Below are 26,098 nucleotides of genomic sequence, written 5' to 3' on the forward strand. Positions count from 1 at the left end.
GGCTTTTTTGGCGCTTATCGTCTCTTCACTCTATTTTGCAAGCTGTATTTCTCTATTTTTTCTTTCCCTGTATTTTGATTTTGTCTATTTTACTTGGAAGATAGCCGCCTGGCCGTCCAAAGTGCGCTGGATGTCGGTCATGCTTTGGAAGAACATGTTCTTGACCGCCATCTTGGTGTAGTAGGCTGAGTGCGGCGACATGACCACGTTCGGCATGTTGATCAGTTCAGTATAGTCTTCAGGCAGTGAGCCCACGTCTTCAAACTTGCGGCCAAAAATCTTGCTTTCCCCTTCAAGCACGTCCAAAGCCGCCCCGCCAATTTCGTGGTACTTCAAGGCCACGATCAGGGCCTTGGTGTCGATCAATTCCCCGCGGGATTCATTGACGATGATCGCGTCATCCTTCATTTCCGCGAATTCGTTGGCGCTGAACATCCCCACGTTGTCCTTGGTCAACGGAATATGCAGCTGGATGATGTCCGCCGTCTTGATCAAGGTCTCCAGATCAACGAAGTCCAGAAAAGGCTCCAAAGATGCATTATAGACCGGATCATAGCCAATCACGCGGGCCCCAAGGGCATGATAGAGTTCCGCCGCGGCTGACCCGATCCGGCCCAGGCCGACGATCCCGACCGTCTGGTTGAAGATTTCATCGCTCATCAGCTCAACTGGCCGGGTAAAGTCCCCGCGCCGCATCTTGCGGTGGTAGTAGCCCCATTTGCGCAGCAGGTACATGGCCCCGGTCAGGCCGTTTTCGGCAATGGCGCGCGGTGAATAGGCCGGAACGTTTGAAACGACGATGCCATACTTCTTGGCCAGCTTCAAGTCCACGATATCGACGCCGACCTGGCGGATGGCCAAGTGCTTGATCCCATTGTCTGCCAAGGCCTTATAGATCTTTTCATCTTTAATTTGCTCCATCTGCTGAACGGAGACGGCATCAAAGCCCTTGGTCAGGTCAACGGTGTCGTCCGTCAATGGACTGGTGGTATATTTGATTTCATCATCAGCATGCTGGTCTTCCCATTCTAGAAAGAACCGTTCCTCAACGGGAGACAGGCTGAATACGTAAGCTTTCATTTTATTCTCCTTCCAGACTTTTTGCCTATATTATTACAAAAAAATGAGAAAGATTCCAGCCCTATTTTGCTATTTTAATTTTTCTCACTTAATCCGGAAAACAGCAGATTTCTTTAAATAAATTTTAAGCGTAATTAACCTGCCCCAGCCAAGGCAAATAGGCGCCTGCGTGTTAAAATAGAACACGCAAAACTCAGTCAGCAGATCATTATTGGAGGAAAAATGTCAGCAGAACACCGCTACGTGCAGCCGCAAAATGCCCAAGAAGCCATGGAGCTGATTCAAAAGCTCTTCAACCAGTACCGTCACGCTCCCCTGACTCCGGAGCTAATGGCCTACCACAACAACCTGATCGCCCGCCTTGAAGGCGACATCCGTCAAGCCGCCGCCGCTGAAGGCAGCCAGGAGCGGCTAAAAGATTTGGACAGCATGACCAGCCTGATGAAAGACTGGACTTCCATCCGCCTGTCCGGCCGCCCCTTCGCCGGAAAAATGCGGCATTTCAAGTTTGTCTCTGACCAGCACCAGCACTTCAAGCGCCGGGTTCACAAGATTAAAGGCACGAGCGACCACCGGGCTACCCGGCACTAAAAACGGCATATGACAAAAGGACGCAGATCTCGCAGCATGATCTGCGCCCTTTTGCTTTTACACAAATATCTTGCCAGCAGGCATCCCCCACAAGAAAGAAATCAAGGTCAGCGACCGGGCCACGATCTTCAACCTCATGGTTGGCCTTAACGGCTACACCATCAGTTCCGGGATCATCTCCAGCAAGCTGAACGACGACAAGATCGTCGCGATCCCCCTGGACCTGGACGACCCGATTACTTTAGGCGTGGCCTGCCACCAGCATGCCCGCCTGAGCCACCTGGCACAAAGGTACCTGCAGCTGCTCAAGAACCACATTCGCGGCTATGGCTTCAAGATTATCGGCGAAGACTAAAAAAACAAGCACCGGCCTCGGTGCTTGTTTTTTGCTTGAACGCTTTATTGGATATAAGCGTACTTGTAGCTCCACTGGGTCCCGGCATTGTTGTGAATGACGCCCTTGACCTTGCTCTTTTGCAGGTAGGCCGTGGTCTGCTGGTAGATCGGCGTGATAGCCTGCTCGCTGTTGACCAGGCGGGCCGCAGCCACCAGATCATCCCAGCGTTTTTGCGGGTCATTGGCGTCTTGGTTCAATGCCCGCTTGATCAGGGCGTCGTACTTGGCGCTGGTCCACTTGCCGTAGTTGTAGGAAGTGCCGCTTTCCATGATCTGCATGAAGGTCATCGGGTCGTTGAAGTCCCCGCCCCAGCCGGAAACGTAAACGTCAAAGTCGCCATCGCTGGCCTTGGCATAGGCATTTTTGCCGGGGATGCTGGAAACCTTGACGCTGATTCCCTCCAAGACTTTGGTCCATTGGGACTGGATATACTGGGTCAGCGCGTCGGCGTTGGTTGACTCGTTTGAAGCAAGTAGGGTAATCGTCAGCTTCTTGCTGCCCAGCGCCTTCAAGCCGGCCCGCCAGTGCTTTTCCGCCAGTTTTTCATCGTAGTCGACGGTATTAGCCACTTCCTGCTCGTCAGCGAAATCCCGCTTGCTTGCCGGATCGTAAGCCAGGCCTGAGGAAACGAAGCCCTTAGGCACGGTTGAGCCATCGCCAAAGACCTTGGTCGTCAAAGTCTTGCGGTCAAGGGCCAGGGACATGGCCAAGCGGATGTCCTTGTTGTTGAGTGCCTTTTTGACCACCGGATCCTTGGCCTTGAAATTGTAGGCCAGAAAGGCTACGTAAGAATAGCCGTAGGTTCTGTAGTCCTTGCTGGTCTTAAGCTGCTTGACCTGCTCGCTTGACAGGGGCGTCAAGTCCAGCTTGCCCTGCTGGTAGAGCTGGTAGCCGGTGTTGGTCGTCTTGACCACTTGGTAGTTGATCTTCTGCAGCTTGACGGCCTGCTTGTCCCAGTACTGTCCGTTCTTGACAAACGACCAGCTGTCATTGGTCCCCTTCCAGCCAGTCATTTTGAACGGGCCGGAATAAAGCATGTACTTGGAGCTGGTCGCGTACTTCTTGCCAGTCTTCTTGATGAAGGCCTCGTTTTGCGGCCCAAAGAGTGGGTAAGCCATCAGGACCTTGAAGTAGGCGATTGGCTTGTCCAGCTTGACGATGACCGTGTCCTGGCCCTTGGCGGAAATGCCCAGCGAACTCGGACGCTTTTTGCCCGCGGTGATCGCGTCCGCGTTCTTTATGCCTGAAAACAGGTAGGAATATGGGGACGCGGTCTTGGGATTGATCGTCCGGCGCCAGGAGTAGACAAAGTCCTGCGCCGTGATCTTTTCGCCGTTGGACCATTTGGCATTGGGACGGATTTTGAAGGCCCAGGTCTTCCCGTTCTTGGAGACTTGGCCTTCCTTTGCCAGGCCAGGTGCTGGCGTCCCCTTCTTGCCCAAGCGGTAGAAGCTTTCAAAGACATTCCCCGTCTGTCCATAGCCCGTGGCCTTGCTGATGTCGATGGTGTCCAGGGGGGCGGCAGCCGACAGGTTCAAGACCTGCTTGTCCCTACTGGCCTTTTGGGCCGCGCCATTCGTGCCGCAGGCAGCCAGCAACAAGGCCGCGCTGACGCTCAAGCCGGCGGCCGCCAATTTCTTAAACTTGCTCATGTTTTTTCCTCCATGCTGACAAAAAAAGCAGCCGTCTCCAAAGTTGGAAACAGCTGCTCGTTCTCTGCCATTATTGATAATTTCGCTGATAGTGACCCTTGGTCAGCTACCTGCTTGGCAAATCCGCTTGAAAGGCTAAATCCAATTTCGGCATCACAAATGAGTCGTATGCGTGACACATACAACATGCTGACATAACTTGACAGTTTTGTGATGCAAACATTGACTTAGCTCCTTTCACCGATTTAGTTAAATCATACCGATCCGCTTACTAAAAGTCAACAGTTTTAGTTGACTTTTGTAACTTTTATTTTTTCAGGGTCAAGACCTGGTCAAGCGGGCAGCGGGGGGCGTCATAGCCATTGACGTAGTGGTCCTTTGGATAGCCCAGGCCAATCCCCATGGCAACCCATTGGTCGTCAGGGATGCCCATGACGGCGCGGACTTCATCCGGGTATTTGACGAATTCATAGGCCGGCATGGAGGATACCCCCAAGCCTTGGGCCGCCAGGGCCAAAGTCTGGCCAAAGGCCCCCAGGTCATAGATGGACCACTGGTTGGAGATCTTTGGCAAAGTCAGGTAGGCAATGGCCGGGGCATCAAAGAGCTGCTTTTGCAGGGTGACCCCTCTGAGTTCCTTGAGTTCTGGCGTGTTCAGGTATGCGGCCGTGGCCTCGTTGTGCTTGGCCATGTTGGCCTGCGGGAAGGGATCCCAGTCCGTGCGGTGGGTCGTCGGCCAGTCAGGCGCGGCTTCCCGGCCACTGGCAACATTGTCCAGGTGCCTTTGCCGCAGGGCCTTCAGGCTCTCCCCAGTCGCGAGATAGACCCGCCAAGGCTGGGAGTCAACCCAGGATGGAGCTCTTTGCGCCAAAGCGACGATTTCGCGCAAGGTTGCCTCTGGCACTTCCTTGTCCTTGTCAAACCAGCGGATGCTGCGGCGGTTCTTGATTGCTTCAATTGCGTCCATTGCTTGCCTCTTTCTTTTTCATGACGATGCTTACTTTTCGTTAATATAGCACAGAATTGGCTTTTCACGCAAAGAATCGCTATAATTGATTCAAAAGCTGACCAAAGGAGGAGAAACAGATGGGCTTGACCTTTAGAAACAACAATGACCTGGACCGCTTGTTCGACAAGTTTGCCAGCGTCCCTGACCCAAAGAAGACGCCAAAAGGCGCAGGCAAGGATGCCAAAGACACCAAGAAAGACGATAAAGCCGCGGACGAACACAAGTAAGCTGCCTGACCATCAACTGATGGTCTCTTTTTTTGCCATTTTTTGACCGCTAATTTTTTCTAAAGGCAGGTAAAAATTAGGCGTTTTCATCCCCGCCAGCACTACATTTAGGCTAAAATAAAAATTAGAAGAAGCAATCGACTATGCGTTAGGAAGTGAGCGGCAATGGACAATGACAACAGCAACCTGCTGACCTATTTGGAATGGCGCGGCGACATCCCCCTGGACAAGTCGCCATTCAATGAGATCGACGCCTTGGTGCTGGCAATTTTTTCATACTTGAACTTAGAGGACTACATTCCGGCGGGGAAGAAATACGTTACTCTGGACAGTGCCGCCAAGAAATACTTCGCCAAAGAAGAGCATGAGCGCGACGCGTCCCAGTACCAGCAGCTCTTCCGCCTGATGTCGGAGGCTGACCGCTTCAAAAAGGCCAAGCTGTCGCACTTTAACACGACTTTGACCGACCAAAGCCAATTCAGCGCCGTCAAGGTGGTCCTGGAGGATGATACCCACTTCGTGGCTTTCCGCGGCACTGACGACACCCTGGTGGGCTGGAAGGAAGACTTTGAGATTTCCTTTAAGGAGACCCGGGCACAGACGATGAGCGTCAGGTACATGACCAAGATCCTGAACGAAGACAGCGCCCCATATATCTTGGGTGGCCACTCCAAGGGCGGCAACCTGGCCGAATACGCGGCCATTCACCTGGCCAGCCAGTACCATGACCGGATCAAGGCCGTCTATACTTTTGACAGTCCTGGCCTGGCCGATGAAGTGTCCGGCGACTGCAACGGCGATTATCTCAAGCGAATTCTGCACCGCTATGTGCCAGACTACTCCATCATTGGCCGCCTGTTTGAGCCAAAGGACATTGAGCCTACGATCGTCTACTCAACCAACGGCAACCTGGCCCAGCACGACACCTACTCCTGGCAGATCAAGGGCCACCAGTTCGTGACCCGCAAGCGGCCCAACTCAGAGTCGCGGATCTACAACCAGTTGATCAGCCAATGGATCGGCGAAGCCAAGCTGGACGAGCGTGAGGCCTTGACCAACGACCTGTTTGACGCCCTGGCGGCCAGTGGGTCAACCAAGATCAACCAGCTGGACAAGAACGGTTTTGGCGGCTTTGGGGCCATCCTTTTGTCAGTGGCCAACTCCTCCAGAAGAACCAAGTTCGTCCTGGGCAACCTGTTCAGCTCCATCTGGAGAATGATCAAGGACCAGCAGATCGGTTCGGCCCTCTTCTCCAGAGACAGCCTGACCGGCTGGCTCTTGGTCCTGGCCGGCATCATCAGCTTGACCGCGCCTAACTATGCCTTTAAAGCCTTCGGCGTTCTGGTAGCCGCCGGCGGGATCATGTTCAGTTTCAACCATATCCTGAAAGTTTCCGTCTCCGCCTTTAAGCCCCAGCAGAAGCGCTTTTTCATCATCACCTACCTGATCCTGTTCGCGGTCTCGGTCGCCCTTTTGTCCAACAACCAGCTGCTGATCTTCCTGGCCCACTACTTCCTGGGGATCTTCCTCCTCTTTTATGCCTACGGCCGCAGCCGGAAGATCATCCTCCACAAGGAGCATGGCATTTTCCGGATGATCATTACAGGGGCTGAAGCCTTGATTTCTTTTGCCCTGGGCATCGTGGTGATCATCAATCCGGAATACTTCAACCACCGGTCAATCATCATCATCGGCGCCCTTCTGATCGCCTATGGGGCCTTCAAGCTGCTTGGCGAGCTCTTCACCCACCGGCCAAAGATGCCAAAACGGCACCGGTAATCCGAAAGAAAAGACTAAAAAACTGTTGCGCTTGCCGCGCAACAGTTTTTTGTTTTTATCTTTTTGACTGCTTAATATGCATCTGCCTAGTCTTCCTGCAGGCGATCGTCAATCCACTTGCCCAATTCATCCACGTGGAGCTTATCCACGGATGAAAAGCACAGGAAGTCGACATTGTCCAGCTTGCTCAGGCCCAAGGCCTTGTTAAAGGCGGAATAGGTCTTGTTGAAGGCATTCTTCTTAACCTTGTCCATCTTGGTCGCCACTACCAGAATTGGCAGCTTCAGGTACTGGGCATAGTCAAACATCGCGATGTCATCATCAGTTGGGGCATGGCGGCCATCAATCAAGATGATTAAGCCCTTCAGGTAGGCCCGGGTTTCCAGGTAGTCCTGGATCATCTGGCCAAATTCTTCCCGCTGCTTCTTTGACACCTTGGCGTAGCCATAGCCTGGCACGTCGACCAGGTAAAAGTCGCCATTGACCTTGTAGAAGTTCAAAGTCTGGGTCTTGCCCGGCGATGATGAGGTTCTGGCCAGGTTCTTCCGCTTCAGCAGGGTATTGATCAGGCTGGACTTGCCGACATTGGAACGGCCAGCCAAAGCGATCTCATCCAAGCCATCGGTTGGATACTGGCTCTCATAGACCGCGCTGGTCGTAAATTCGCTGCTTTTAACGATCATCGGCGACCTCTTTCAATTCTCGGCGGACAATCTTTGGCTTGCCCATCCCGCTGATGGTTTCCGGCGTAATGATGACCTTGGCAATGTCCTTTTCGCTAGGCGTCTTGTACATGACGTCCATCAGGGAGTTTTCAATGATGGTCCGCAGGCCTCTAGCCCCCATCTTGCGCTCAATGGCCAGGTTGGCAATTTCCCGCACGGCGGCAGGTTCAAATTCCAGGTCAACCCCGTCAAGAGACAAGAGCTTCTGGTATTGCTTGACCAAGGCATTCTTTGGCTCAGTCAGAATCCGGACCAGGTCATCCGCGTCCAGCCGGTCAAGGGTTGTGATGATTGGAATCCGGCCGATGAATTCCGGAATCAGCCCAAACTTGACCAAGTCGCCCGTCGTCAGGAACTGGTTCCAGTTGTCATCATCAACCTTGCCAGCCTCTTGCTCAGCCCCAAAGCCGATCGTCTTCTTGCCTAAGCGGTTCTTGACGATCTGTTCGATCCCGTCAAAGGCACCGCCGACGATGAAGAGAATGTTGGTCGTATCCATCCGGATCATTTCCTGCTGCGGGTGCTTGCGGCCGCCCTGCGGCGGAACGGAAGCGATCGTGCCTTCCAAGATCTTCAAAAGCGCCTGCTGCACGCCTTCCCCAGAAACGTCCCGGGTAATTGAGACGTTTTCCGACTTCTTGGAGATCTTGTCGATTTCATCAATGTAGATAATCCCGCGCTGAGCTCTTTCCAAGTCGTAGTCAGCGTTTTGCAAGAGCTTGAGCAGAATGTTCTCCACGTCTTCACCCACATAGCCGGCTTCAGTCAAAGTCGTGGCATCCGCGATCGCGAATGGCACGTTCAAGATTCTGGCCAGAGTTTGGGCCAGGTAGGTCTTGCCTGAGCCAGTCGGCCCGATCAAGGCAATGTTGGACTTTTGCAATTCCGTTGAAGAATCCACGTCCATTTGGCTGATCCGCTTGTAATGGTTGTAAACGGCCACGGACAACACGCGCTTGGCTCTGTCCTGCCCGATCACGTATTGGTCAAGCTGCTGCTTGATTTCCATTGGCTTTGGCAGCTCCCGCGCTTCCTTGAGCGAATCCAGTCGCAATTCATCATCGATAATATGCTTGGCGAGGTCAACGTCCTCGTTGCAGATATACACGCCGTTGCCGGCGATCATCTTCTTAACTTGGCTGGCAGATTTCCCGCAGAATGAGCATCTCACTTCTTCTGGATCTGTAAACTTTGTAGCCATGTATTCCCTCCTCTATTTGCTAAAGACTAGATTAGCATAAAAGAGCCTTCATTGCCTAAATTAAGCATTAAAAAGGCTAAAAAGGTCCAAAGAAAAACCCCGCATGGCCCAGAGCCATTACGGGGTTCCAAATAAATCTAAGCTAGCAGCTTAAATTCATTAGTCTTCTGACTGTTCGTCATCGCTGCCTTCTTCAAGCTTAGCTTTAGCAACTTGCTTTGCGGAGTCAGTGATCAAGTCCATGGCCTTGCGAACGTTGATGTCGTGTGACAGCATTTCGTTGCTCAAAGTGTTGCGAACAACCTTTTCGTCCATGTTGTATTCGTGGGCCAATTCCTTGATTTCGTTGTCGATTTCTTCTTCAGAAGCAGTGAAGCCTTCAGCCTTAACGATTGCTTCAAGAACCAGGTTGGTCTTAACGCGTTCAGCAGCGTTGGCTGAAAGTTGCTTGCGCAGCTGGTCTTCAGTGGTATTGGTCAGCTTGAAGTAAGTAGCTGGGTCAATTCCTTGACGTTGCATGTCGCCCAAGTATTGGTTGAGTTGCGTGTCAACGTCTTCTTGGATCATGACGTCAGGAATTTCGTCTACAGTAGCGTTCTTAACGGCAGTGGTGATTGCTGCTTCTTGGATAGCGCGCTTAGCGGCTTCTTCCTTGTCAGCCTTCAGGTCAGCCTTGATCTTGTCCTTCAATTCGTCCAAGGTTTCAACTGAGTCGTCAACGTCCTTAGCGAATTCGTCGTCAAGTTCTGGCAATTGCTTTGACTTGACTTCGTGGATCTTGGTTTGGAAGTGAGCTTCCTTGCCAGCCAAGTCCTTAGCGCCGTAGTCTTCTGGGAAGGTAACGACTACGTCTACTTCGTCGCCGGCTTCATGGCCAACAAGTTGGTCTTCAAAGCCAGGAATGAAGGTTTGTGAGCCCAATTCCAGTGAGTAGTTTTGAGCTGAGCCGCCGTCAAATTCCTTGCCGTCTACAGTCCCAACGTAATCGATCGTAACAGTGTCGCCGTTTTCAGCCTTGCCGTTCTTCAAGACCATTTCAGCGTTTTGTTCTTGGCGCTTAGTCAGTTCAGCGTCGATGTCCTTTTGGTAGACACGGGTGTTTTGCTTTGGAACTTCGATTTCCTTGTATTGGCCAAGCTTGACTTCTGGTTCGACAGTCACAGTAGCCTTCATTTCCCAAGCCTTGCCCTTTTCCAATGAAATAGGGGCGATTTGCGGTTGGCCAACAGCCTTGATGCCAGCTTCTTTAACGGCTTCTGAGTAAGCCTTTGGCAAAGCAATGTTCAAAGCGTCTTCGTAAAGTGCTTCTTCACCGTAGTATTGGTCAAAGATTACGCGGGAAACGTGACCCTTACGGAAGCCAGGCACGCGCAGGTTCTTCTTGACGCGCTTGAAAGCCTGGTCCAAGCTCTTCTTTACTTCATCTTGAGAAATTTCGAAAGTAAGTTCACCAGTGGTCTTACCGGTGGTTTTCCAATTAGCAGACATTAATCAAATACCTCCAATGTCTATTTTGAGTTTGCTACTTTGCATACTTTAAATATATTACCTTAAAGACGGGCAAAAAACAATGAAACTGCCTCAAAATAGCGAATATTTACAATAAAAAAGGCGTTCTTCAGAGAAGAACGTCTTTTTCTTACTGTTAGAACTAATAAATTATTGAACTAATCAATTAGTCGTCAATTTCAGTAACTTGGCCGGCACCAACAGTTCTACCACCTTCACGGATAGTGAACTTAGTACCAACTTCGATAGCGGCTGGCTTGATCAGAGTAACTGAGAATTCAGTGTTGTCACCAGGCATAACCATTTCAGTACCTTCTGGCAATTCGATTTCACCAGTAATGTCAGTGGTGTGGAAGTAGAATTGTGGACGGTAGTCTGAGAAGAATGGAGTGTGACGGCCACCTTCGTCCTTGCTCAAGATGTAGACTTGACCCTTGAAAGTTTCGTGAGTCTTGATTGAGCCTGGAGCTGCCAGAACTTGACCACGAACAACTTGGTCACGGTCGATACCACGCAGCAATACACCAACGTTGTCGCCGGCTTCACCCAAGTCAAGAGTCTTGTGGAACATTTCCAAACCAGTTACAACTGACTTAAGAACCTTTTCTACCAAACCAACGATTTCAACTTCGTCGCCGACCTTAACAGTACCACGGTCGATACGACCTGAAGCAACAGTACCACGACCAGTGATAGTGAAGACGTCTTCAACTGGCATCAAGAATGGCTTGTCAGTGTCACGTTCTGGAGTTGGGATGTATTCGTCAACAACGTCCATCAATTCTTCGATCTTCTTTTGAGCTTCTTCATCGCCTTCAAGGGCCTTCAAAGCTGAACCACGAACAACAGGAACGTCGTCACCAGGGTAACCGTATTCTGAAAGCAAGTCTCTTACTTCCATTTCAACCAGGTCGATCAATTCTGGGTCGTCAACAAGGTCGCACTTGTTCAAGAAGACAACGATGTATTTAACACCAACCTGACGAGCCAACAAAATGTGTTCACGAGTTTGTGGCATAGGACCGTCAGTTGCGGCAACAACCAAGATGGCACCATCCATTTGAGCCGCACCAGTGATCATGTTCTTGATGTAGTCGGCGTGGCCTGGGGCGTCCATGTGGGCGTAGTGGCGCTTTTCAGTTTCGTATTCAACGTGGGCAGTGTTGATAGTGATACCACGTTCCTTTTCTTCTGGAGCAGCGTCGATTTGTGAGTAATCTTCAGCTTGTGCCAAACCCTTCTTAGCCAACACAGTAGTGATAGCTGCGGTTAAAGTAGTCTTACCGTGGTCAACGTGGCCAATAGTACCAATGTTAACGTGTGGCTTAGTTCTAACGTAATGTTCTTTTTCTGCCATTAAAATGACCCTCCTGAAATTTTACAAGAAGTCCGTTGAGACAAAACTAACGGATGATTCTCTGTTGAATATTGTACTACTTTCATCAGAGATACGCTAGTATGAAATGCGCATCTCCTTTGAAAATGTCCAAAAATGATTATACTAAATGCACCCTAAATGTAAAGTAATTTACTCAAAACTGGCCGCATTTTTTTGATAGATCCGGTCAAGCAGGTCCTGATACTCAAATCCGCCCTGCTTTTGCAGGTAGCTCAGCAAGGCTTTGGCAAATGAATCCGGGTTGGATACATAGTCTGCAATAAACGGATACAGGGATCCCAGCGCCAGGTTGGCTTCATTCAAGTATAGCGGCAATTCGCTGGGCCGGCGGCGCAGCTTGTCCGCCACTGAGCCGATTGCCTCCCGGTAGACCGGGTCTTGGCGCAAGAGGCTGGCCGTGCTTGGCACGAAAGTCTTGACCTCGCCCAAGGTCAAGACGCTGATTTTCTGGTCAATTCCCAGCTTGACCAGATCCTCGCAAAGCGCCAGGCGCAAGGCAAAGCCCTGGCTTGGATCAAGCAGCAGGCTTTGGACAAAGGGCAGGTAGCTGGGCAAATCCAGTTTAAAAAGGCTTTGATAGTGGACGTTGGTGACGACCGCGGCTTTGCGGAAATTCTGCATGATCTCTTGCTGCTGGGCCAAGCTGGCCGCTTCAACCGGAATTTCCAACTGGCCGCCGGTAAGGTGCTTGACCTGCAAGGCTTCAATCAAATAGTGATTGGCCTTTAGCGTTTGCTGGTATTCTTCAAACAAGGCCTGGTCAGAAAAAAGATCAGGCGCCGTCTTTAAAACGGCATATGCCTGATCTTCTTGTCCGTTAAGGCGGTAGACTTTCGCCAATTCAGCCCCTACGGCATTGTCAAAGCCAGAGCGCAGGGCCTCTTCCAGATTGGCAATGGCCCCTTCGCTGTCGCCTTTGGCTTCACAAGCCCGGGCTAAAGCCAGCAGGTTCGCTTGACTAACGTTTGTCATCCTTATTCCTTGCCTGCCTTCTGTCCTTGGGGCTTGCCGGTCTTCTTGGCGCTTCTGGGCTTTTGGCCAGGCTTTCCTTTGCCGTTTTTCGGAGCCTTCTTGTTTTGGGCGTGCTTCTTAGCAGCCTTGCCAGTCTTCTTGGTCCCTTTCTTGCTTGGGGTCTTGCCAGCCTCTTCGCCCTTCTCTTGGTCTTCAGTCCGCTTTTGCATCGCGCGGTGGCGGTTCTGGTTGACTTCCATTACGACTGGCAGAACGACTGGGTGCCGATTGGTCTGCTTGTAGAGGAACTTTTCCAGGTTGTTGCGGATATCCTGCTTGAGCTCAGACCAGTCAAACTTCTTGTGTTCAAAGTTGGCTTGGATGGCGTCCTTGATGACCTGAATCGAGTCTTCCATCAGCTTGTGGTTGGCCTTGATGTAGACAAAGCCCCGGCTGGTGACTTGCGGCTCGGCAATGATCTTCTTCTTCTTGCGGTCAATCGTCACCACGGCGATGAAGATCCCGTCATCTGACAAGACTTCCCGGTCGCGCAGGACGATATTGCCGACGTCGCCGACGCCGGAGCCATCGATCATGGTGTCTTCGCCTGGCACGGCAGCATCACGGACCAAGCGGTCACGCTTTTCATCATAGGCCAGGCAATCGCCGTTTTGGGTGATGAAGACGTTGTCAGCCGGCATGCCGGTTTCCTCGGCCAAATCCTTGACCTTTTCCAGCAGCCGGTAGTCGCCGATGACTGGAATCAGGAACTTCGGCTTGAGCAGGTCGATCATGGTCTGGATGTCGCGGCCAGTAGCATGGCCGCTGGTGTGCATGTTGCGGCCCAGTTCAATGACCGTGCCACCAGCCCGGTAAACCATGTCGCTGGTAACGGCAACCGTGGTTTCCACAGCATGGGACGGGGTAGTCGCGATGAAGACCAGGTCGCCTGAGTGGATCTTGATCATCCGGTGGCGGTTGTTAGCCATCTTCTGCAAGGAGTGGAGCGGCTCGCCCATGCGGCCGGTTTCCAGAATGACCGTCTTCTCTTCAGGCACGTCCTTGAGCTCCTTGACCTTCATCAGCAAGCCGTCTGGCACTTCCAGGTAGCCCAGCTTCATAGCCGTGTGCACGATCTTGGCCACGTCCCGGCCAGTCAGCAGAACCCGGCGGCCAGTCGCGGCCGCGGCGCTGATGACCTGCTGCACCCGGTTGAGATTGGAAGCCTTGGCGGCAACGATGATTCTGCCGCTGGCATTGCGGAAGACGTTGGTAATGTAAGTGCCGACTTCATTTTCACTGGCATTTGGGAAGTTGGCTTCCGCGTTTGAAGAGTCGCTCAGCAGGGCTAAGACGCCGCCCTCTTGGATTTCAGCCAAGCGGCCCATGTCGGTCCGGTAGTCCGGCCGGGCTGATGGATCGAACTTGAAGTCGCCAGTATAGACGACCTCGCCCATTGGCGTGTGGACTACGACCCCCAGTGAGTCAGGCACTGAGTGGGTCGTGTGGAAGAAGGAAACGGACGCGTTTCTGAAGTCAATTTCCGTGTCGGCATCGATCACGTTGAACAAGTCATTGTTTCTGCGCTTGTTTTCTCTTTGAACGTCAATCTTGGCCAGCTCGATGGTCAGCTTGGACCCGAAGACCGGGATGTCCCAGTTGCGCAAGATGTACGGCAAGGCACCGATTGAGTCGGCATGCCCGTGGGTCAGGAAGATCCCCGCCACCTGGTCGCCGTATTGCTTAAAGAATTCCATGTCTGGAATCACGACGTCGATCCCGAACAAGGAGCTGTCAGGGTACTTCAGCCCTGCATCAAGCACGAAGATCTCGTCCTTAACTTGCACTGCGAACATATCCTTGCCCTGTTCGCGCACGCCGCTTAATATCATGATTTTTAGTTGGTCTGACATGACTCTCCCCTTTTCTCGCAAAATAACTAGCTTAATTGCATTACTGTCTTAAAAAATATGGATCTAAAGCGATCACAACGTTTTGAATCTTATTAATTTTATCATAAACATCATGTCCGCGGTAGTCGAGAGGCCCTGGCAAAAAATTAGCCAGCCACAAGCAGCAGCGAAGAAAGGCAAACAGGAAAAGAAACAAAAGAGAAAAAATAAAAGAGGCTGGGGAAACCCAGCCTCTTAGCGCGATCTTTGTCAGAATTAACGACGCAGACCCAAGCGAGCGATCAATGCGCGGTAGCGTTCCAAGTCGTTTTCTTGCAGGTAACGAAGCAAGTTACGACGGTGACCGATCTTCTTCAACAGACCAACGTATGAGTGGTGGTCGTGTGAGTGTTGACGCATGTGTTCAGTCAAGTTGTTGATGTCTTCAGTCAAAACAGCAACTTGTACTTCTACTGAGCCAGTGTCGCCTTCGTGGGTTGCGTATTCCTTGATGATTTCGTTCTTTCTTTCTTTTGAAACAGCCATTCTGTTTGCACCTTTCTGATTAAAAATTGCCCATTAACAGCGTCCGCCGTCAGGTGGAGCGAGCAGACAACGTTAGGGGTTCATAACAAGTTTAATGATACCTGTTTTTCGAAAAAAAGCAAGCCAAATCTGCCAATTGCTTTTAAAAAAAGCAAAATTTGTCCTTGCATAACCCTCTGGCTTTAAGTATAATAATTGAGTGAATTTTAAACAATTATTGGAGGTGAATCTAATGCCACAAATCAAATCTGCTATCAAGCGTGTTAAGACCCAAGCTGCTGCTAACAAGCGCAACGCCGCTCAATTGAGCGAAATGAGAACTGCTGTCAAGAAGTTCAAGGCTGCTTCAGCTGCTGGCGCAGACAACGCCTCCGAATTACACCTTGCTGCTGTTCGTGAATTGGACAAGGCTGCTTCAAAGGGCTTGATCCACAAGAACAAGGCTAACCGTGACAAGAGTCGTTTGGCTAAGCTTGCTAAGTAATCAATAGCAACGAAATCAAGAAAGGACGAGAAACGCAATGTTTCCCGTCCTTTTTATTTTTCCTTTTTTCTGTCCTTCAGCAAGACAGGATGAAGACCTCCAAAACCTTGGCGTCCCGGTAGGTCCCATTCTTGTACTTGTAGTCCAGGTCGATCAATCGGCCCAGCATCCGCTCCAGCTGCTTGACCCCAATGCGGGTCCGCAGGGCCGTCTTGACCCGGTACGGGTGGGCGCCCAGCTCCTTGACGATCTCGCTTTCGCTTCTGCGCCGCTGGCTCAAGACCTTGACGCAGGTCAAAAATTCAACTTGGCTGATGAAGACGGCCACCAGCTGGACCGGGTAGGTCCCTTCTCTAAGCTGCGCCTGCAGGCGGTCGCTGGCTTCCTGGTAGTTGTGGGCCAAAGCTGCCTCCAGGATGGCAAAGACGTTCTGGGCCAGGCTCATGTCAACGTTCCGGTCAACCAATTCCTTTGAGATGGTCTTCGAGTTGCTGATGGCCTTCAGCTTGTTGTAGTTGCCCAAGGCCGCGTCGACAACCTGGTCGCTGCGCTCAAGGAGCAGGTCAAGGGCTGGCCGGTCGATGCGGTAGCCTTCCGCCGCGATCAGAGCCTGCATGAACTTGCCGCTTTCATAGGACTTGATGGCCGTCTTGACCGTGTTCAGCCCCTTTTCCACGCTCTTGGTGAGCTTCTTGCGCCGGTCCAGCTTCTCATAGCTGGCCACGATGACCACAATATCGTCGATCTGGTCGACATGGTCAAAAATCGCCTGCAGCTGGTCAGCCTGCTTTTTGTACTTGGCTGGCATTTTCCCAGTCAAAAAAATCGGGTTCTTGATCAAGACCAATTTCTGGGTAGCAAACAGGCTGGCTTCCGCCAAATCGGCCACCAGGTCATCCAGCGAGTCCGCCTCACAGTCGACCGTCACCTTTTCCAAGCCGTCAAAGCGTGGGTCGCTGACGTAGTCGCGGGCCAGGTAGTCGTTCAAAAAAGCATCCGGCCCCTGCAAGAGGACGTTGGGATTATTGGGCTGACTGTTGGAAAATAGTGACAATAGACTCATGACTGGACTCCGTTTCTCTAAGCTAACCTTTACTTTATCATATTTACGGATCAGCCGGCAGTCTGCCGCGCAGAAAGGAAGCAAAATATGGCTTAGTGCCTAATCCATAGTACCAGCTGATCATCCCGCAGTCCTGGGTTGAATAATAAGGGATGCCCAGCTGGCGCAAAGCAGCCAGGGTTTCCGGCTTAGGGTGGTGGTAGCGGTTGTTGCGGCCAGCGGAAATAAAGACCAGCTGGGGATTGATCCTTTGCAGGAAGTCCGGGGCTGACGACGTGTCGCTGCCATGGTGGCCCAGCTTGAAGTAGTCGACTTTTAAATCGGGCATCCGCTCCAGAATCTGCCGCTCCCCAGCCTGGTCCAAGTCGCCCGTAAAAGCCCAGGTCTTGCCGGCCAAGCTGCAGGCCAGGGACAGGGAGTCCTTGTTTTCGCCTGGTCCCCCTGCCAAGGGATGCAGGACCAGAAAGTCGATTCCGTGCCCGCCCTGATCCAAGACCCGCATTCCGGCCTGCAGCTCCACCAGCTTGGTCTGCTTGATCCTCCCGGCCAGGCGTTTTTGAAAGCCGGGATTTTGCAGCAGGCCCTTGCCAAAGTACAGGCGGTCAACCTGGATCTCACTCAGTAGCGGCCCCAGATCACCGACATGGTCAGCATCCTGGTGGCTGACGAAGACGGCATCGATCTTGCTGATGCCCTGTGATTTCAAAAAAGGGAGGGTAATCGACTCAATCTGGGGCTTTGGCTTTGGCCGCTTTTGGCCGCCAAAAGCCACCTTCCCGCCCGTATCGATCAAGTAGACCTTGCGCAAAAGCGGCGTCGTCAGCAGAATGCTGTCCCCCTGCCCCACATCGATAAAGGTCACCTGCCCTTTCAAAGGAAAATGAATCCCCAGGTACAAGAGCAAATAGCAGCTGCCCAGGACATATGTCAGGCGCTTAGCCAGCTGACCGCGAGCGGTCAGCTTTTTCTTTGCCCTTATTTCGCCTTTCTCTCTTGGTGCTTTTGAAAGCAAGGCCAAGATGGCGGCCGTCAGCGTGAAAAGTCCCGCCAGCTGCAAGGCCGTAATCTGGCCAAAAATGAGCCGGCCGATCCCCAGCTGGGAAATTTTCCCCAGCAAGCCCTCAAGCAGCTCCAAGATGCTTTCAAAGATCCGCAGGATTCCTGGAAAAGGCCGCAAAAGCAGGCTGGCCAAGCTGACCGGCATGACCACCCAGTTGAAGTAGGGCACCACCAGGAAGTTGTAAAAAATCGTGCAGACATTGATCTGGTAAAAATTCTTGAGCAGAAAAGGGGTTAGCAGGAGGTTTAACCAGCAGGACTGGGCCAGCTTGGGCATCCCCGGCGTCAGCACCAAGCCCATAGCCAGGACGTAGCTTAAGACCGCCCCCGTCGACAGCAGGAGTCTGGGGCAGACGAGCAGGTGGAGCAGGAAAGTCAGCCCCAGCACGTCCGCCCCGGTCACCCGGACCTTTTTCAAGGAAAAAGCCTGCCGCAGGCCATAGGTCAGGCTGGCCCGGATGAAGCCCGGCTGCCAACCGCTTAAAAAGATCTCAAAAGCCAGAAAGAGCAGGCAGACGGCAAAAGTCTCCTCTTCCGTCAGCCGGCCCCAGGCACAGACCAGCGACAGGGCCATGACGTAAATCCCCACGTGCATCCCTGAGATGCTCAAAATGTGAATCACGCCCAGGTCCCGGTAGTTGTTCATGTTGACCGCGTTTTCCTGGCTGGGATTTTGGGCCAGCAGGAGCTCGCTGGCAAAAAAGGCCAAAAGGCGCGGCAAGACCGCCAGGCGGCTGGCGATTTTTCGGCGCAGGCCGTGCAAACGGGCGACTGGCGAATTTTCCGTCCCTTCCAGGACCGCGCCCGTGAACTTCAGCCGCTGGCTGATGCCTTTAGCCGCGTAATAGGTCCGGTAGTCAAACTGCCCCTGGTTGGTCGCCGGCTCAAGCTCGCTGATCTCGCCCTCTCCAGGACCAAGCAGCACGGTCTGCCCGGACATGACCAACCCCGCCAGCTGCTCGTCAGCCTTGCCAAAAACCACCAGCTTGCGGTCCTTTAAATGCCCAATGCCGGTCAGGCAGCCATCCTTGACTTGAACTTCATCGGGATAAAGGAGGACCGTCTCTGGATTCTGGGTCAGCAAAGCTGGCTTTCTCAAGCCAAAAAGCACAGCCAAGCCAATTATGGCCATAAAGGCAAACGCCAAAGCGCGCAGGCTGGAATACTTGTGCCAAAGCAGGCCGGCAAAATAGGCCGCAAACAAGCCAGCGGCCAGGCGGCTGGGCAGCTGGGGCAAGCAGATGCAGGCCGCCAGGGAAGCCGCGCACAGCGCGCATAAGCAGAAAAAGCCAGCCTCCAGGCTAGACCGTAATTTGGTCCTTGAGCGCGTCGAAAGTCTTGTCGCCAATGCCTGACACTTCCTTTAATTCGTCAATAGATTTAAAGCCCCCTTTTTGCTCCCGGTAGGCAATAATCTGTTCGGCTTTCCTTTCCCCGATCCCATTCAATTTTTGCAAGTCAGCAGCCGTGGCCGTATTCAGGTTGACCTTGCCGGCCGCGCTTGACGCGGCTGGGCTGGATGAGCTGGAAGAACTGGACGCAGCTGCATTGCTGGCCATCCCCGCCGTTGGGGCTGCTGCGGTCTTTTCCCCCTTATAGGGGATGTAGACCTTGTCTTGGTCTTGCAGAAGCAGGCTGCGGTTGATGGCCTTGATCTGGGCCCGGGAAGTCAAGCCGCCCGCCGCGTCAATCAGGTCCTGCAGCCTGGAGCCGCTTTTCAGGGTATAGACCCCCTCTTCCTTGACTGCCCCGGAAATATCGCAGACGACTTTGCCGCTGGCCGCGCTTGACGCGCTGGAGGCACCCGTCTGGCGGCTGGCCGCTGACTGACTGCTGGACTGCAGCTTCGTCTGGCTCAGGAGCGCTGAATTGTCGGCTGGCTGCGGCTTTTGCTGCCAGTAAAAGAAGGCACCCGCGGCCAAAACCACGGCCACGACGTAGACCTTCTTGTCCAGGAGCCAATTTTTGATCTGATCTGGATTGATTTTTTTCATTTTTATCACCTCACTTACTAATACGCATTTTCACCCCCTTTTTACCGAAAAAAATTTCAAAAAATTTTGCCAAGAAAAAAGCTGAAGAGCGCTTGCTCTTCAGCTAATTGGATTTGGCTTAATCTGGCCTTATTTGTAGTGCTGCTCCAAGTAGTGCAGCGCGTCTTCAAAATCAGCGACTGGAACGATCTTCATCTTTGTCCCCAGCTTCTTGGCTGTCCGCTTGGCTACGGCATAGTTGGTCTGGGACTTCTTGACCCCGCCAGTCCGGTCGGTTGGGGCAAAGAAGACCTCTGCCCCCTCCTTGTCGGCCGCCACGACCTTTTTGTCCACGCCGCCGATAATGCCAACCTTGCCTTGGGCGTCAATCGTCCCCGTCCCGGCCACCTTGTGGCCCTTGGTCAGGTTCTTGCCCGTAAAGTTCTGGTAGCAGCCCAGGCTGAACATCAATCCGGCTGACGGGCCGCCGATGTCACCGACTTCAATCGTGGTCTTCGGGCTGGTTTCCACCTTCACCCGCTCCACCATGGAAATCCCGATCCCCGGCTTGCCGGTCCCCTTGACCTTGACGATCTTACCGGAAAAACGCTTCTTTTGCCCGGAGCGCAAAACCGTGATCGTGACCTTGTCGCCGATCCGCTGCTTTTGCAAATAGCTCATGAAACCCTTGGTTGACTGGAACTTGTGTCCATTGGCCGCGACAATGGTGTCGCCCATGAGCAGCTTGCCCTTAAAAGACGAGCGCTTCTGGACCTCCATTACGTAGACCCCCTGGTACTTCAGCTTGGCCTGCTTATGGGCCGCCTTGGCCGCGTAATAGATGGCATTCTGCTGGCTGGTCTGCATGTACCATTCCTGCAGCTGCTCGTATTGGTCGCTGCTGGTGCCACCCGTTGCCTCATCCCAGGTCAACCGCTCTTCATAAGGCTGGGTAAAGGACCAGAGATAGTCAGCCAGGACCGCCCGCCGCTCGCTGACGGTCACCAGATACAGGTTCTTCTGGCTTTTCACCCCGCTGGTCTTGATGTAGTCGCCCACCGGCAAGGCAGCCCCGGGCGCCTCAATCACGTACTTGGTTGGCAAGAGGGCCACCACCAGCAGGGCCACGATGGCAGCAGCCCCCAGGAAGAGCTTTTTAGCCCGCTTAGCGAACTTATTCTTGTTCTTGATCTTCATTCTTCAGCCTCTTTTCCAGGGCCGCCGCGGCCTTTTTGGGCAAAAACTGGTCAACCCGGCCCCCATAGCGGGCCACTTCTTTGACCATGCTGGAGGCAACGGCCGCGTTTTCCGGCTTGGCCAAAAACAAGACCGTTGGCAGGTCAGGCGCCAATTTTCCGTTTACCCCGGCAATCTGCTGCTCGTACAGGAAGTCGGCGCTGTTGCGGACTCCCCGTACCAAGACGTCAGCCCCCAGCTCCCGGGCCAGGTCCACCGTCAATTGGGCTGGCCGGGCCAAGACCGTAACGTTGGTCAAGCCAGCTTCAGCCACCGCAGCTTGCAAAAAATCCGCCCGCTCCGCCGGCGTGAACAGCTGCTGCTTGCTTGTATTGGTCATCACGACCACATACAGGTGGTCAAAGGCTTTGGCCGCCTGCACGACCGTATCCATGTGTCCCTTGGTTACCGGATCAAAGCTTCCGGGAAAAAGTGCGTTCGTCATTCTGCTGCCTTTCGATAGAATCTCACTAAAGTCTTGCCCAGATGGTGCTCTTTCAGCAGGTCAAAGCCCGCGATGGCCGGCAAGTCGGTCTGGTCGTCAGTCTCGGCCACGACCAGCGCGCCGTCATTGAGCAAGTCCAGCTGCTTCATGGCCGTCATATCCTTGACCATCTGCTGCTTGGCATATGGCGGGTCCAAAAAGACCAGGTCGAACTTGCGGCCCTTTTGGGCCAGGACTTTCAAGGCTACCTTGGCCGGCATGTTGGTCACGTCAAAGCGATCCGCTTCCTTGGTCAAAGCCACGTTCTTCTTGATAATGGCCACCGCGGCCCGGCTGACGTCGTTTAAGACGGCATGGTCACAGCCCCGCGACACGGCCTCAATCCCCAGGGCGCCAGAGCCGCCATACAGGTCCAGGACCTGGCCGCCAGCAAAGAACTGGCCCAGCGAATTGAACAAGGATTCCTTGACCTTGTCGCTGGTTGGCCGGGTCTTCTGGCTCTTCAAAGTAAACAGGTTGCGCTTGGCATATTTGCCGGAAATGATTCTCACTTGATCCAGTCCTCGCTTCTTTCGCCATTGTTGGCCGCGGCCAGTTTGGCTTCGGCCTCCTTGGCCATTTCAGTCAGCTGCTTTTCCGTGTCTTCGTTGTCCAGCTTGAGCTCGTCAGCCGCGGACAGGTCCACGCCCTTGACGAAGCTGAGCGCGCGCAGGCGGACAGCGGTCTCTTCTGCCTCACTGGCATTGACGTACATCACCAGGTAGTGCAGCTTTTTGGAAAAATAAACGATGTCCCCATAGCGGCGCAATTTGAATTGATCGTTGCTGGCATTGCGCAGATAGACGATCAGGCTCGTGCGCTGGGTGATGTCTCGCTCAGACAGTTCTTGGTTTACGCTCATTGCTATGCTTCCTTGCTTTTAATTTGTCATCTTCAGCGATCACGTTCATGACCAAGCCGATGCTGGCCGATAAAACGAAGAGGGAGGACCCGCCGTAGGAAATAAAGGGCAGGGTCACCCCGGTAATCGGCATCAAGCCCAATACGGCCCCGACGTTGAACAGGATCTGGAAGAACATGATGGCCGAAACCCCGAAGCAGACCAAAGACGTGTACTGGGAACCAGCATTGACGCCGTTTTCCATGATCTGAATCAGGAGATAGAACAGCAGGCCCAGAACCAGGAGAGCCCCAATTGAGCCGACTTCTTCGGCAATGATTGACAAAATGAAGTCAGTGTAAGGCTCTGGCAAGTAGCCCCGCTTTTGAATGGAATTGCCGATTCCGACCCCAAAGAGGCCGCCATTGTGGATGGCGTAGTAGGAGTTGACCAGCTGGGCCCCTTCATTGGCCGCCGTTTTGAATGGGTTCAAAAAGGCGATAAAACGCTTGAAGACGTAGACATGCTGCAAAAAGTCCGGATTCCACCTGACGATCAGGAAAAAGCCCCCGACCACCAGGACGGCAATGCCAAACAGGCTCAGCAGGGCGTAGCCTGATGGAATCCCGGAAACGGAGTACATGATCGCGACCAGAAAAAACAGAATCGCGGTCCCGCCGAAGTCTGGCTCAATCACGACCAGGAACATCATGCCCCCGGCGATGATCGCCGGCGGCAGCAGCCGCTCCATGATGTGCCCGGGAACCAGGTGCCCGTCGGCCTTGGCCAGCATTTCAGCCAGGTACAGGATCAAGGCCAGCTTGGCTAGTTCCAGCGGCTGCACGTTGACTACGCCCAGGTTGATCCAGCCCCTGGCCCCGTTGACCGCCTGGCCAAAGATGCGGACATAGACTAGCAGCCCCGTGGTCAGCGCAATCAGCAGAAACAGATTCCGCCCGTTCTGCAGCCAGTCCAATTTGATGGAGTATAAGCCCAGGCAGATGAAGACGCCAATGATTGCATACGCCAGCTGCTTCATTCCATAATAGGCAGCCGGCCGGCCGCTGATCATCAATATTTCTGAACTGGCGGAGTAGACGGCAACCACCCCCATCGTCATCAGAATGATGTATGGCAGAAAGATGCGGTAGTTGATGCCCCGCAGCTTTTTCTTAAGCCAGGCCAATTTTGGATTTTCGTTCACGTTTGATCCCTCTTTAAAACAATAGTTGCTTACTATTATAAAACAAAAAAGCCCCTGCTTCATCGCTGAAGCAGAGACTTCTGAAAAAAACAAGAATTACTTGCTTTCAGTCTTGGCCTTCTTCTTGTCGAACTTTTGACGTTCTGAAGTGTTCAGGATCTTCTTGCGCAGGCGCAGGCTTTCTGGAGTTACTTCACAGTATTCGTCATCGTTCAGGAATTCGATTGATTCTTCCAAAGTCATCTTCTTTGGAGTTCTGATGGCTGCGGCGTGGTCCTTGCCGGCAGCACGGGTGTTGGTCAGGTTCTTGCCCTTAGTGACGTTAACGGCAATGTCGCGGTCACGTGATGACATCCCCACGATCATCCCTTCGTAGACTTGAACGCCGGCGCCGATGAACAAGGTACCGCGCTGTTCAACTGACTGCAGGGAGTAAGTGGTTGACTGACCTTGGTTGATGGAAACAAGGGCACCGTTGCGGCGGCCTGGGTTCCAGTTCTTAACGACTGGCTTGTATTCAGCAAAGGTGTGGTTCATGATCCCGTAGCCGCCAGTGGCTGACATAAATTCGTTGTTGTAGCCGATCAAGCCACGTGAAGGAACTGAGAATTCAAGGCGGGTTTGGCCGTTGCCCTTGGATTCCATGTTCTGCATTTCACCCTTGCGCTGGGACAGGCCATCGATAACTGAGCCAACGTATTCGTCTGGCACGTCGACTTGGACGTTTTCAAATGGTTCGCACAATTGGCCGTCAACTTCACGGTAGATAACCTTTGGACGTGACAATTGCAGTTCAAAGCCTTCACGGCGCATTTCTTCAACCAGGATTGACAAGTGCAGCTCACCACGGCCGGAAACAGTCCAGGCGTTCAATTGGTCAGTTGGCTCAACCTTCAGGGAAACGTCAGTCCGGGTTTGGCGCATCAAGCGTTCTTCCAGCTTGGCTGGGGTAACCTGGCTGCCTTCACGGCCAGCAAATGGTGAGTCGTTGGCAACGAAGTCCATTTGCAGGGTTGGCGGGTCGATCCGGAGGGCTGGCAGGGCTTCCGGATCATCCTTAGAAGCAATGGTTTCGCCGACGAAGATGTCGTTGATCCCACTAATGGCGATGATGTCGCCCGCCTTGGCTTCCTTGATTTCGTTGCGCTTCAGGCCGAAGTAGCCGAACAGCTTGGTCACGCGGAAGTTTTGCTTAGTGCCGTCAAGCTTCATCACCGTAACTTCGTCGCCGACCTTGATCTTGCCACGGAAGACGCGGCCAACGCCGATTCGGCCAACGTAGTCGTCCCAGTCCAGCATGGTGATCTGGAATTGCAGCGGTTCGTCTTCGTTGTCCAGCGGCGCAGGAATGTTTTCCAGGATCGTATCGAAGATTGGATCCATGGTTTCTTCTTGGTCAGCTGGGTCGTCTGAGTAGCTTGAAGTACCATTCAGGGCAGAAGCGTAGACAACTGGGAATTCCAGTTGGTCATCGTTGGCACCAAGTTCAATGAACAGTTCCAGAACTTCGTCCAAGACTTCAGCTGGGCGGGCGCCTGGACGGTCGATCTTATTGACAACGACAACTGGCTTAACGCCGGCTTCCAAGGCCTTTTGCAAAACGAAGCGAGTTTGTGGCATTGGGCCTTCGTAGGCGTCAACCAAAAGCAAAGCACCGTCAACCATGTGCATGATCCGTTCAACTTCCCCACCAAAGTCGGCGTGGCCTGGCGTATCCAGGATGTTGATCGTGGTATCCTTGTACTTAACCGCGGTGTTCTTTGACAAAATCGTGATCCCGCGTTCACGTTCAATGGCGTTGGAGTCCATTGCCCGGTCTTCCAGGTTCATGTGTTCTGGCAAAGTATCGGATTGCTTCAACAGCTGGTTGACCAAGGTAGTCTTACCGTGGTCGACGTGCGCAATAATCGCGATATTTCTAATGTTTTCTCTTCTCTTTTGATCTGCCAAAAATGTTTCCTCCCCGTTCCTCATAAAAAGAACTGTGATTTAATCACAGTTCCCTTTAGCCCTCTTATGATAAGGCTGGCCGAAGTAATCGTTGATAATTTTTACAATCATTTATTGTACTACCTCCTTAGGGGCTGGTCAACAACTTCTCATTAGTTTAAACTAGTATTAGAACTGCTTTTGCCAAAATCATTTTGCATTCTGGCCAAAAGCAAATCAGCTCGAAGCTTAAACTATATTAAAAAGGAGAACCTACATTGATCTTAATGAAAGATATTGTCCGCGACGGCGATCCGGTCCTGCGGCAAGTTGCTAAGAAATTGACCTTCCCATTGTCTGACCACTACAAGAAGCTGGCCGACGACATGATGGAATACTTGGTAAACTCACAAGATCCAAAGATCGCGGCTAAGCACCAATTGCGGGCCGGCGTTGGCCTGGCTGCCCCGCAGGTCGGCGAAGGGGTCTCAATGGCTGCCCTCCTGGTTCCAAACGACAAGGGCGAAATCATCTTCAAGGAAACCTACGTCAACCCGGAAATCATTTCCGAATCAGTCCGCAAGACCTGCCTGGCTGAAGGCGAAGGCTGCCTGAGCGTTGACAAGGTCATCGACGGCTACGTTCCCCGGCCAAACAAGGTCACCATCCACTACTGGACGGTTGACGGCGAGGAAAAGACCATCCGCTTGAAGGGCTACCCAGCCATCGTTTCCGGCCACGAAATCGACCACTTGAACGGTCACCTCTTCTACGACCGCATCAACAAGGAAAACCCGTTTGCCTTGGACGACGATACCATCGTAATCGCTTAGTTTCCTGAAAAGACTTTTTTAAGATCCCACTTGC

The 26,098-nt window shown here is 52.8% G+C and carries 24 protein-coding genes and 1 pseudogene; 6 read left to right on the forward strand and 19 right to left on the reverse strand.

Annotation, left to right across the window (positions count from 1 at the left end):
• Nucleotides 1–84: 84 nt before the first annotated feature.
• Entirely contained in the window at nucleotides 85–1,080 is a 996-nt protein-coding gene (locus FYJ62_RS01105) for a D-2-hydroxyacid dehydrogenase (protein WP_154546941.1), read from the reverse strand.
• A gap of 222 nt (nucleotides 1,081–1,302) precedes the next feature.
• Here FYJ62_RS01105 and FYJ62_RS01110 point away from each other — a divergent pair, with 222 nt between their 5' ends.
• The gene (locus tag FYJ62_RS01110; protein WP_154546942.1) at nucleotides 1,303–1,671 is read left to right on the forward strand and encodes a hypothetical protein; all 369 of its coding nucleotides are present in this window, start codon (nucleotides 1,303–1,305) and stop codon (nucleotides 1,669–1,671) included.
• Nucleotides 1,672–1,720: 49 nt separating this feature from the next.
• A pseudogene (locus FYJ62_RS01115) lies at nucleotides 1,721–2,026 on the forward strand (LysR family transcriptional regulator); the annotation flags it as partial.
• A 44-nt stretch (nucleotides 2,027–2,070) separates the two neighbouring features.
• On the opposite strand, the gene FYJ62_RS01120 reads toward FYJ62_RS01115, so the two are convergent.
• A complete protein-coding gene (locus tag FYJ62_RS01120) occupies nucleotides 2,071–3,720 on the reverse strand; it encodes a peptide ABC transporter substrate-binding protein (RefSeq protein ID WP_154546943.1) in 1,650 nt (549 codons plus the stop codon).
• A gap of 307 nt (nucleotides 3,721–4,027) precedes the next feature.
• Nucleotides 4,028–4,687 (reverse strand): nitroreductase, encoded by a 660-nt coding sequence (locus FYJ62_RS01125; protein ID WP_154546944.1) that lies wholly within the window; start codon nucleotides 4,685–4,687, stop codon nucleotides 4,028–4,030.
• Between the two features lie 119 nt (nucleotides 4,688–4,806).
• On the opposite strand from FYJ62_RS01125, the gene FYJ62_RS10555 reads away from it, so the two are divergent.
• Nucleotides 4,807–4,956 (forward strand): SPJ_0845 family protein, encoded by a 150-nt coding sequence (locus FYJ62_RS10555; RefSeq protein WP_195837365.1) that lies wholly within the window; start codon nucleotides 4,807–4,809, stop codon nucleotides 4,954–4,956.
• A 165-nt stretch (nucleotides 4,957–5,121) separates the two neighbouring features.
• On the forward strand, nucleotides 5,122–6,735 hold the full coding sequence (locus FYJ62_RS01130; protein WP_154546945.1) for an Mbeg1-like protein: 1,614 nt from the start codon (nucleotides 5,122–5,124) through the stop codon (nucleotides 6,733–6,735).
• Nucleotides 6,736–6,821: 86 nt separating this feature from the next.
• Here the strand turns inward: FYJ62_RS01130 and yihA are convergent, their stop codons facing one another.
• The 7 genes from yihA to rpsO all read right to left on the reverse strand — a co-directional run bounded on the left by yihA (nucleotide 6,822) and on the right by rpsO (nucleotide 14,958).
• Nucleotides 6,822–7,418: a ribosome biogenesis GTP-binding protein YihA/YsxC gene (yihA, locus tag FYJ62_RS01135; RefSeq protein WP_154546946.1), complete on the reverse strand. Its 597-nt coding sequence runs from the start codon at nucleotides 7,416–7,418 to the stop codon at nucleotides 6,822–6,824.
• Nucleotides 7,408–8,661, reverse strand: coding sequence for an ATP-dependent Clp protease ATP-binding subunit ClpX (gene clpX / locus FYJ62_RS01140; RefSeq protein WP_154546947.1), 1,254 nt, complete (start codon nucleotides 8,659–8,661; stop codon nucleotides 7,408–7,410). The genes yihA and clpX overlap by 11 nt, the downstream gene beginning before the upstream one ends.
• A 159-nt stretch (nucleotides 8,662–8,820) precedes the next feature.
• Nucleotides 8,821–10,149, reverse strand: coding sequence for a trigger factor (gene tig, locus FYJ62_RS01145; protein ID WP_154546948.1), 1,329 nt, complete (start codon nucleotides 10,147–10,149; stop codon nucleotides 8,821–8,823).
• Nucleotides 10,150–10,336: 187 nt separating this feature from the next.
• Entirely contained in the window at nucleotides 10,337–11,527 is a 1,191-nt protein-coding gene (gene tuf / locus FYJ62_RS01150; RefSeq protein ID WP_154546949.1) for an elongation factor Tu, read from the reverse strand.
• Nucleotides 11,528–11,698: 171 nt separating this feature from the next.
• Nucleotides 11,699–12,541 (reverse strand): tetratricopeptide repeat protein, encoded by an 843-nt coding sequence (locus FYJ62_RS01155; protein ID WP_154546950.1) that lies wholly within the window; start codon nucleotides 12,539–12,541, stop codon nucleotides 11,699–11,701.
• 2 nt (nucleotides 12,542–12,543) lie between these two features.
• Complete coding sequence (locus tag FYJ62_RS01160; RefSeq protein WP_154546951.1) at nucleotides 12,544–14,433, reverse strand: ribonuclease J; 1,890 nt, start codon at nucleotides 14,431–14,433, stop codon at nucleotides 12,544–12,546.
• Nucleotides 14,434–14,688: 255 nt separating this feature from the next.
• Nucleotides 14,689–14,958: a 30S ribosomal protein S15 gene (rpsO, locus tag FYJ62_RS01165; protein WP_154546952.1), complete on the reverse strand. Its 270-nt coding sequence runs from the start codon at nucleotides 14,956–14,958 to the stop codon at nucleotides 14,689–14,691.
• Nucleotides 14,959–15,190: 232 nt separating this feature from the next.
• On the opposite strand from rpsO, the gene rpsT reads away from it, so the two are divergent.
• Nucleotides 15,191–15,442, forward strand: a complete 252-nt coding sequence (rpsT, locus tag FYJ62_RS01170) for a 30S ribosomal protein S20 (RefSeq protein ID WP_154546953.1) — start codon at nucleotides 15,191–15,193, stop codon at nucleotides 15,440–15,442.
• Between the two features lie 76 nt (nucleotides 15,443–15,518).
• On the opposite strand, the gene holA is transcribed toward rpsT, so the two are convergent.
• The 9 genes from holA to typA form a co-directional block, all read right to left on the reverse strand.
• Complete coding sequence (gene holA / locus FYJ62_RS01175; RefSeq protein ID WP_154546954.1) at nucleotides 15,519–16,505, reverse strand: DNA polymerase III subunit delta; 987 nt, start codon at nucleotides 16,503–16,505, stop codon at nucleotides 15,519–15,521.
• A 43-nt stretch (nucleotides 16,506–16,548) separates the two neighbouring features.
• Nucleotides 16,549–18,834 (reverse strand): DNA internalization-related competence protein ComEC/Rec2, encoded by a 2,286-nt coding sequence (locus FYJ62_RS01180; RefSeq protein ID WP_407657279.1) that lies wholly within the window; start codon nucleotides 18,832–18,834, stop codon nucleotides 16,549–16,551.
• Nucleotides 18,835–18,865: 31 nt separating this feature from the next.
• On the reverse strand, nucleotides 18,866–19,558 hold the full coding sequence (locus tag FYJ62_RS01185; RefSeq protein WP_154546956.1) for a helix-hairpin-helix domain-containing protein: 693 nt from the start codon (nucleotides 19,556–19,558) through the stop codon (nucleotides 18,866–18,868).
• A 129-nt stretch (nucleotides 19,559–19,687) separates the two neighbouring features.
• Nucleotides 19,688–20,734, reverse strand: a complete 1,047-nt coding sequence (locus FYJ62_RS01190; protein WP_154546957.1) for a SepM family pheromone-processing serine protease — start codon at nucleotides 20,732–20,734, stop codon at nucleotides 19,688–19,690.
• Complete coding sequence (gene coaD / locus FYJ62_RS01195) at nucleotides 20,712–21,218, reverse strand: pantetheine-phosphate adenylyltransferase (RefSeq protein WP_154546958.1); 507 nt, start codon at nucleotides 21,216–21,218, stop codon at nucleotides 20,712–20,714. Before coaD ends, FYJ62_RS01190 begins: the two co-directional genes overlap by 23 nt.
• A complete protein-coding gene (gene rsmD, locus FYJ62_RS01200) occupies nucleotides 21,215–21,769 on the reverse strand; it encodes a 16S rRNA (guanine(966)-N(2))-methyltransferase RsmD (protein WP_206987433.1) in 555 nt (184 codons plus the stop codon). The genes coaD and rsmD overlap by 4 nt, the downstream gene beginning before the upstream one ends.
• Nucleotides 21,766–22,119: a YlbG family protein gene (locus FYJ62_RS01205; protein ID WP_154546960.1), complete on the reverse strand. Its 354-nt coding sequence runs from the start codon at nucleotides 22,117–22,119 to the stop codon at nucleotides 21,766–21,768. Before FYJ62_RS01205 ends, rsmD begins: the two co-directional genes overlap by 4 nt.
• The gene (locus FYJ62_RS01210) at nucleotides 22,094–23,218 is read right to left on the reverse strand and encodes an FtsW/RodA/SpoVE family cell cycle protein (protein ID WP_229771801.1); all 1,125 of its coding nucleotides are present in this window, start codon (nucleotides 23,216–23,218) and stop codon (nucleotides 22,094–22,096) included. The genes FYJ62_RS01205 and FYJ62_RS01210 overlap by 26 nt, the downstream gene beginning before the upstream one ends.
• Nucleotides 23,219–23,398: 180 nt before the next feature.
• The gene (typA, locus tag FYJ62_RS01215) at nucleotides 23,399–25,276 is read right to left on the reverse strand and encodes a translational GTPase TypA (RefSeq protein ID WP_154546961.1); all 1,878 of its coding nucleotides are present in this window, start codon (nucleotides 25,274–25,276) and stop codon (nucleotides 23,399–23,401) included.
• A 233-nt stretch (nucleotides 25,277–25,509) separates the two neighbouring features.
• Between typA and def the strand changes: the two genes are divergently transcribed.
• Nucleotides 25,510–26,064 (forward strand): peptide deformylase, encoded by a 555-nt coding sequence (def, locus tag FYJ62_RS01220; protein WP_154546962.1) that lies wholly within the window; start codon nucleotides 25,510–25,512, stop codon nucleotides 26,062–26,064.
• Nucleotides 26,065–26,098: the final 34 nt, after the last annotated feature.

Origin of the sequence: Lactobacillus porci (assembly GCF_009695985.1) — a bacterium.
Taxonomy (GTDB): domain Bacteria; phylum Bacillota; class Bacilli; order Lactobacillales; family Lactobacillaceae; genus Lactobacillus; species Lactobacillus absianus.

What these genes read in the sequence shown, in the direction of transcription:
- FYJ62_RS01120 (WP_154546943.1), bottom strand. Translation starts at nt 3,720, where the DNA reads ATGAGCAAGTTTAAGAAATTGGCGGCCGCCGGCTTGAGCGTCAGCGCG.
- FYJ62_RS01160 (WP_154546951.1), bottom strand. Translation starts at nt 14,433, where the DNA reads ATGTCAGACCAACTAAAAATCATGATATTAAGCGGCGTGCGCGAACAG.
- FYJ62_RS01185 (WP_154546956.1), bottom strand. Translation starts at nt 19,558, where the DNA reads ATGAAAAAAATCAATCCAGATCAGATCAAAAATTGGCTCCTGGACAAG.
- FYJ62_RS01130 (WP_154546945.1), top strand. Translation starts at nt 5,122, where the DNA reads ATGGACAATGACAACAGCAACCTGCTGACCTATTTGGAATGGCGCGGC.
- holA (WP_154546954.1), bottom strand. Translation starts at nt 16,505, where the DNA reads ATGAGTCTATTGTCACTATTTTCCAACAGTCAGCCCAATAATCCCAAC.
- coaD (WP_154546958.1), bottom strand. Translation starts at nt 21,218, where the DNA reads ATGACGAACGCACTTTTTCCCGGAAGCTTTGATCCGGTAACCAAGGGA.
- yihA (WP_154546946.1), bottom strand. Translation starts at nt 7,418, where the DNA reads ATGATCGTTAAAAGCAGCGAATTTACGACCAGCGCGGTCTATGAGAGC.
- FYJ62_RS01110 (WP_154546942.1), top strand. Translation starts at nt 1,303, where the DNA reads ATGTCAGCAGAACACCGCTACGTGCAGCCGCAAAATGCCCAAGAAGCC.
- FYJ62_RS01155 (WP_154546950.1), bottom strand. Translation starts at nt 12,541, where the DNA reads ATGACAAACGTTAGTCAAGCGAACCTGCTGGCTTTAGCCCGGGCTTGT.
- FYJ62_RS01190 (WP_154546957.1), bottom strand. Translation starts at nt 20,734, where the DNA reads ATGAAGATCAAGAACAAGAATAAGTTCGCTAAGCGGGCTAAAAAGCTC.
- tig (WP_154546948.1), bottom strand. Translation starts at nt 10,149, where the DNA reads ATGTCTGCTAATTGGAAAACCACCGGTAAGACCACTGGTGAACTTACT.
- rpsT (WP_154546953.1), top strand. Translation starts at nt 15,191, where the DNA reads ATGCCACAAATCAAATCTGCTATCAAGCGTGTTAAGACCCAAGCTGCT.
- tuf (WP_154546949.1), bottom strand. Translation starts at nt 11,527, where the DNA reads ATGGCAGAAAAAGAACATTACGTTAGAACTAAGCCACACGTTAACATT.
- clpX (WP_154546947.1), bottom strand. Translation starts at nt 8,661, where the DNA reads ATGGCTACAAAGTTTACAGATCCAGAAGAAGTGAGATGCTCATTCTGC.
- FYJ62_RS01125 (WP_154546944.1), bottom strand. Translation starts at nt 4,687, where the DNA reads ATGGACGCAATTGAAGCAATCAAGAACCGCCGCAGCATCCGCTGGTTT.
- FYJ62_RS01210 (WP_229771801.1), bottom strand. Translation starts at nt 23,218, where the DNA reads ATGACGATGGGGGTGGTTGCCGTCTACTCCGCCAGTTCAGAAATATTG.
- typA (WP_154546961.1), bottom strand. Translation starts at nt 25,276, where the DNA reads ATGAGGAACGGGGAGGAAACATTTTTGGCAGATCAAAAGAGAAGAGAA.
- FYJ62_RS10555 (WP_195837365.1), top strand. Translation starts at nt 4,807, where the DNA reads ATGGGCTTGACCTTTAGAAACAACAATGACCTGGACCGCTTGTTCGAC.
- FYJ62_RS01105 (WP_154546941.1), bottom strand. Translation starts at nt 1,080, where the DNA reads ATGAAAGCTTACGTATTCAGCCTGTCTCCCGTTGAGGAACGGTTCTTT.
- rpsO (WP_154546952.1), bottom strand. Translation starts at nt 14,958, where the DNA reads ATGGCTGTTTCAAAAGAAAGAAAGAACGAAATCATCAAGGAATACGCA.
- FYJ62_RS01205 (WP_154546960.1), bottom strand. Translation starts at nt 22,119, where the DNA reads ATGAGCGTAAACCAAGAACTGTCTGAGCGAGACATCACCCAGCGCACG.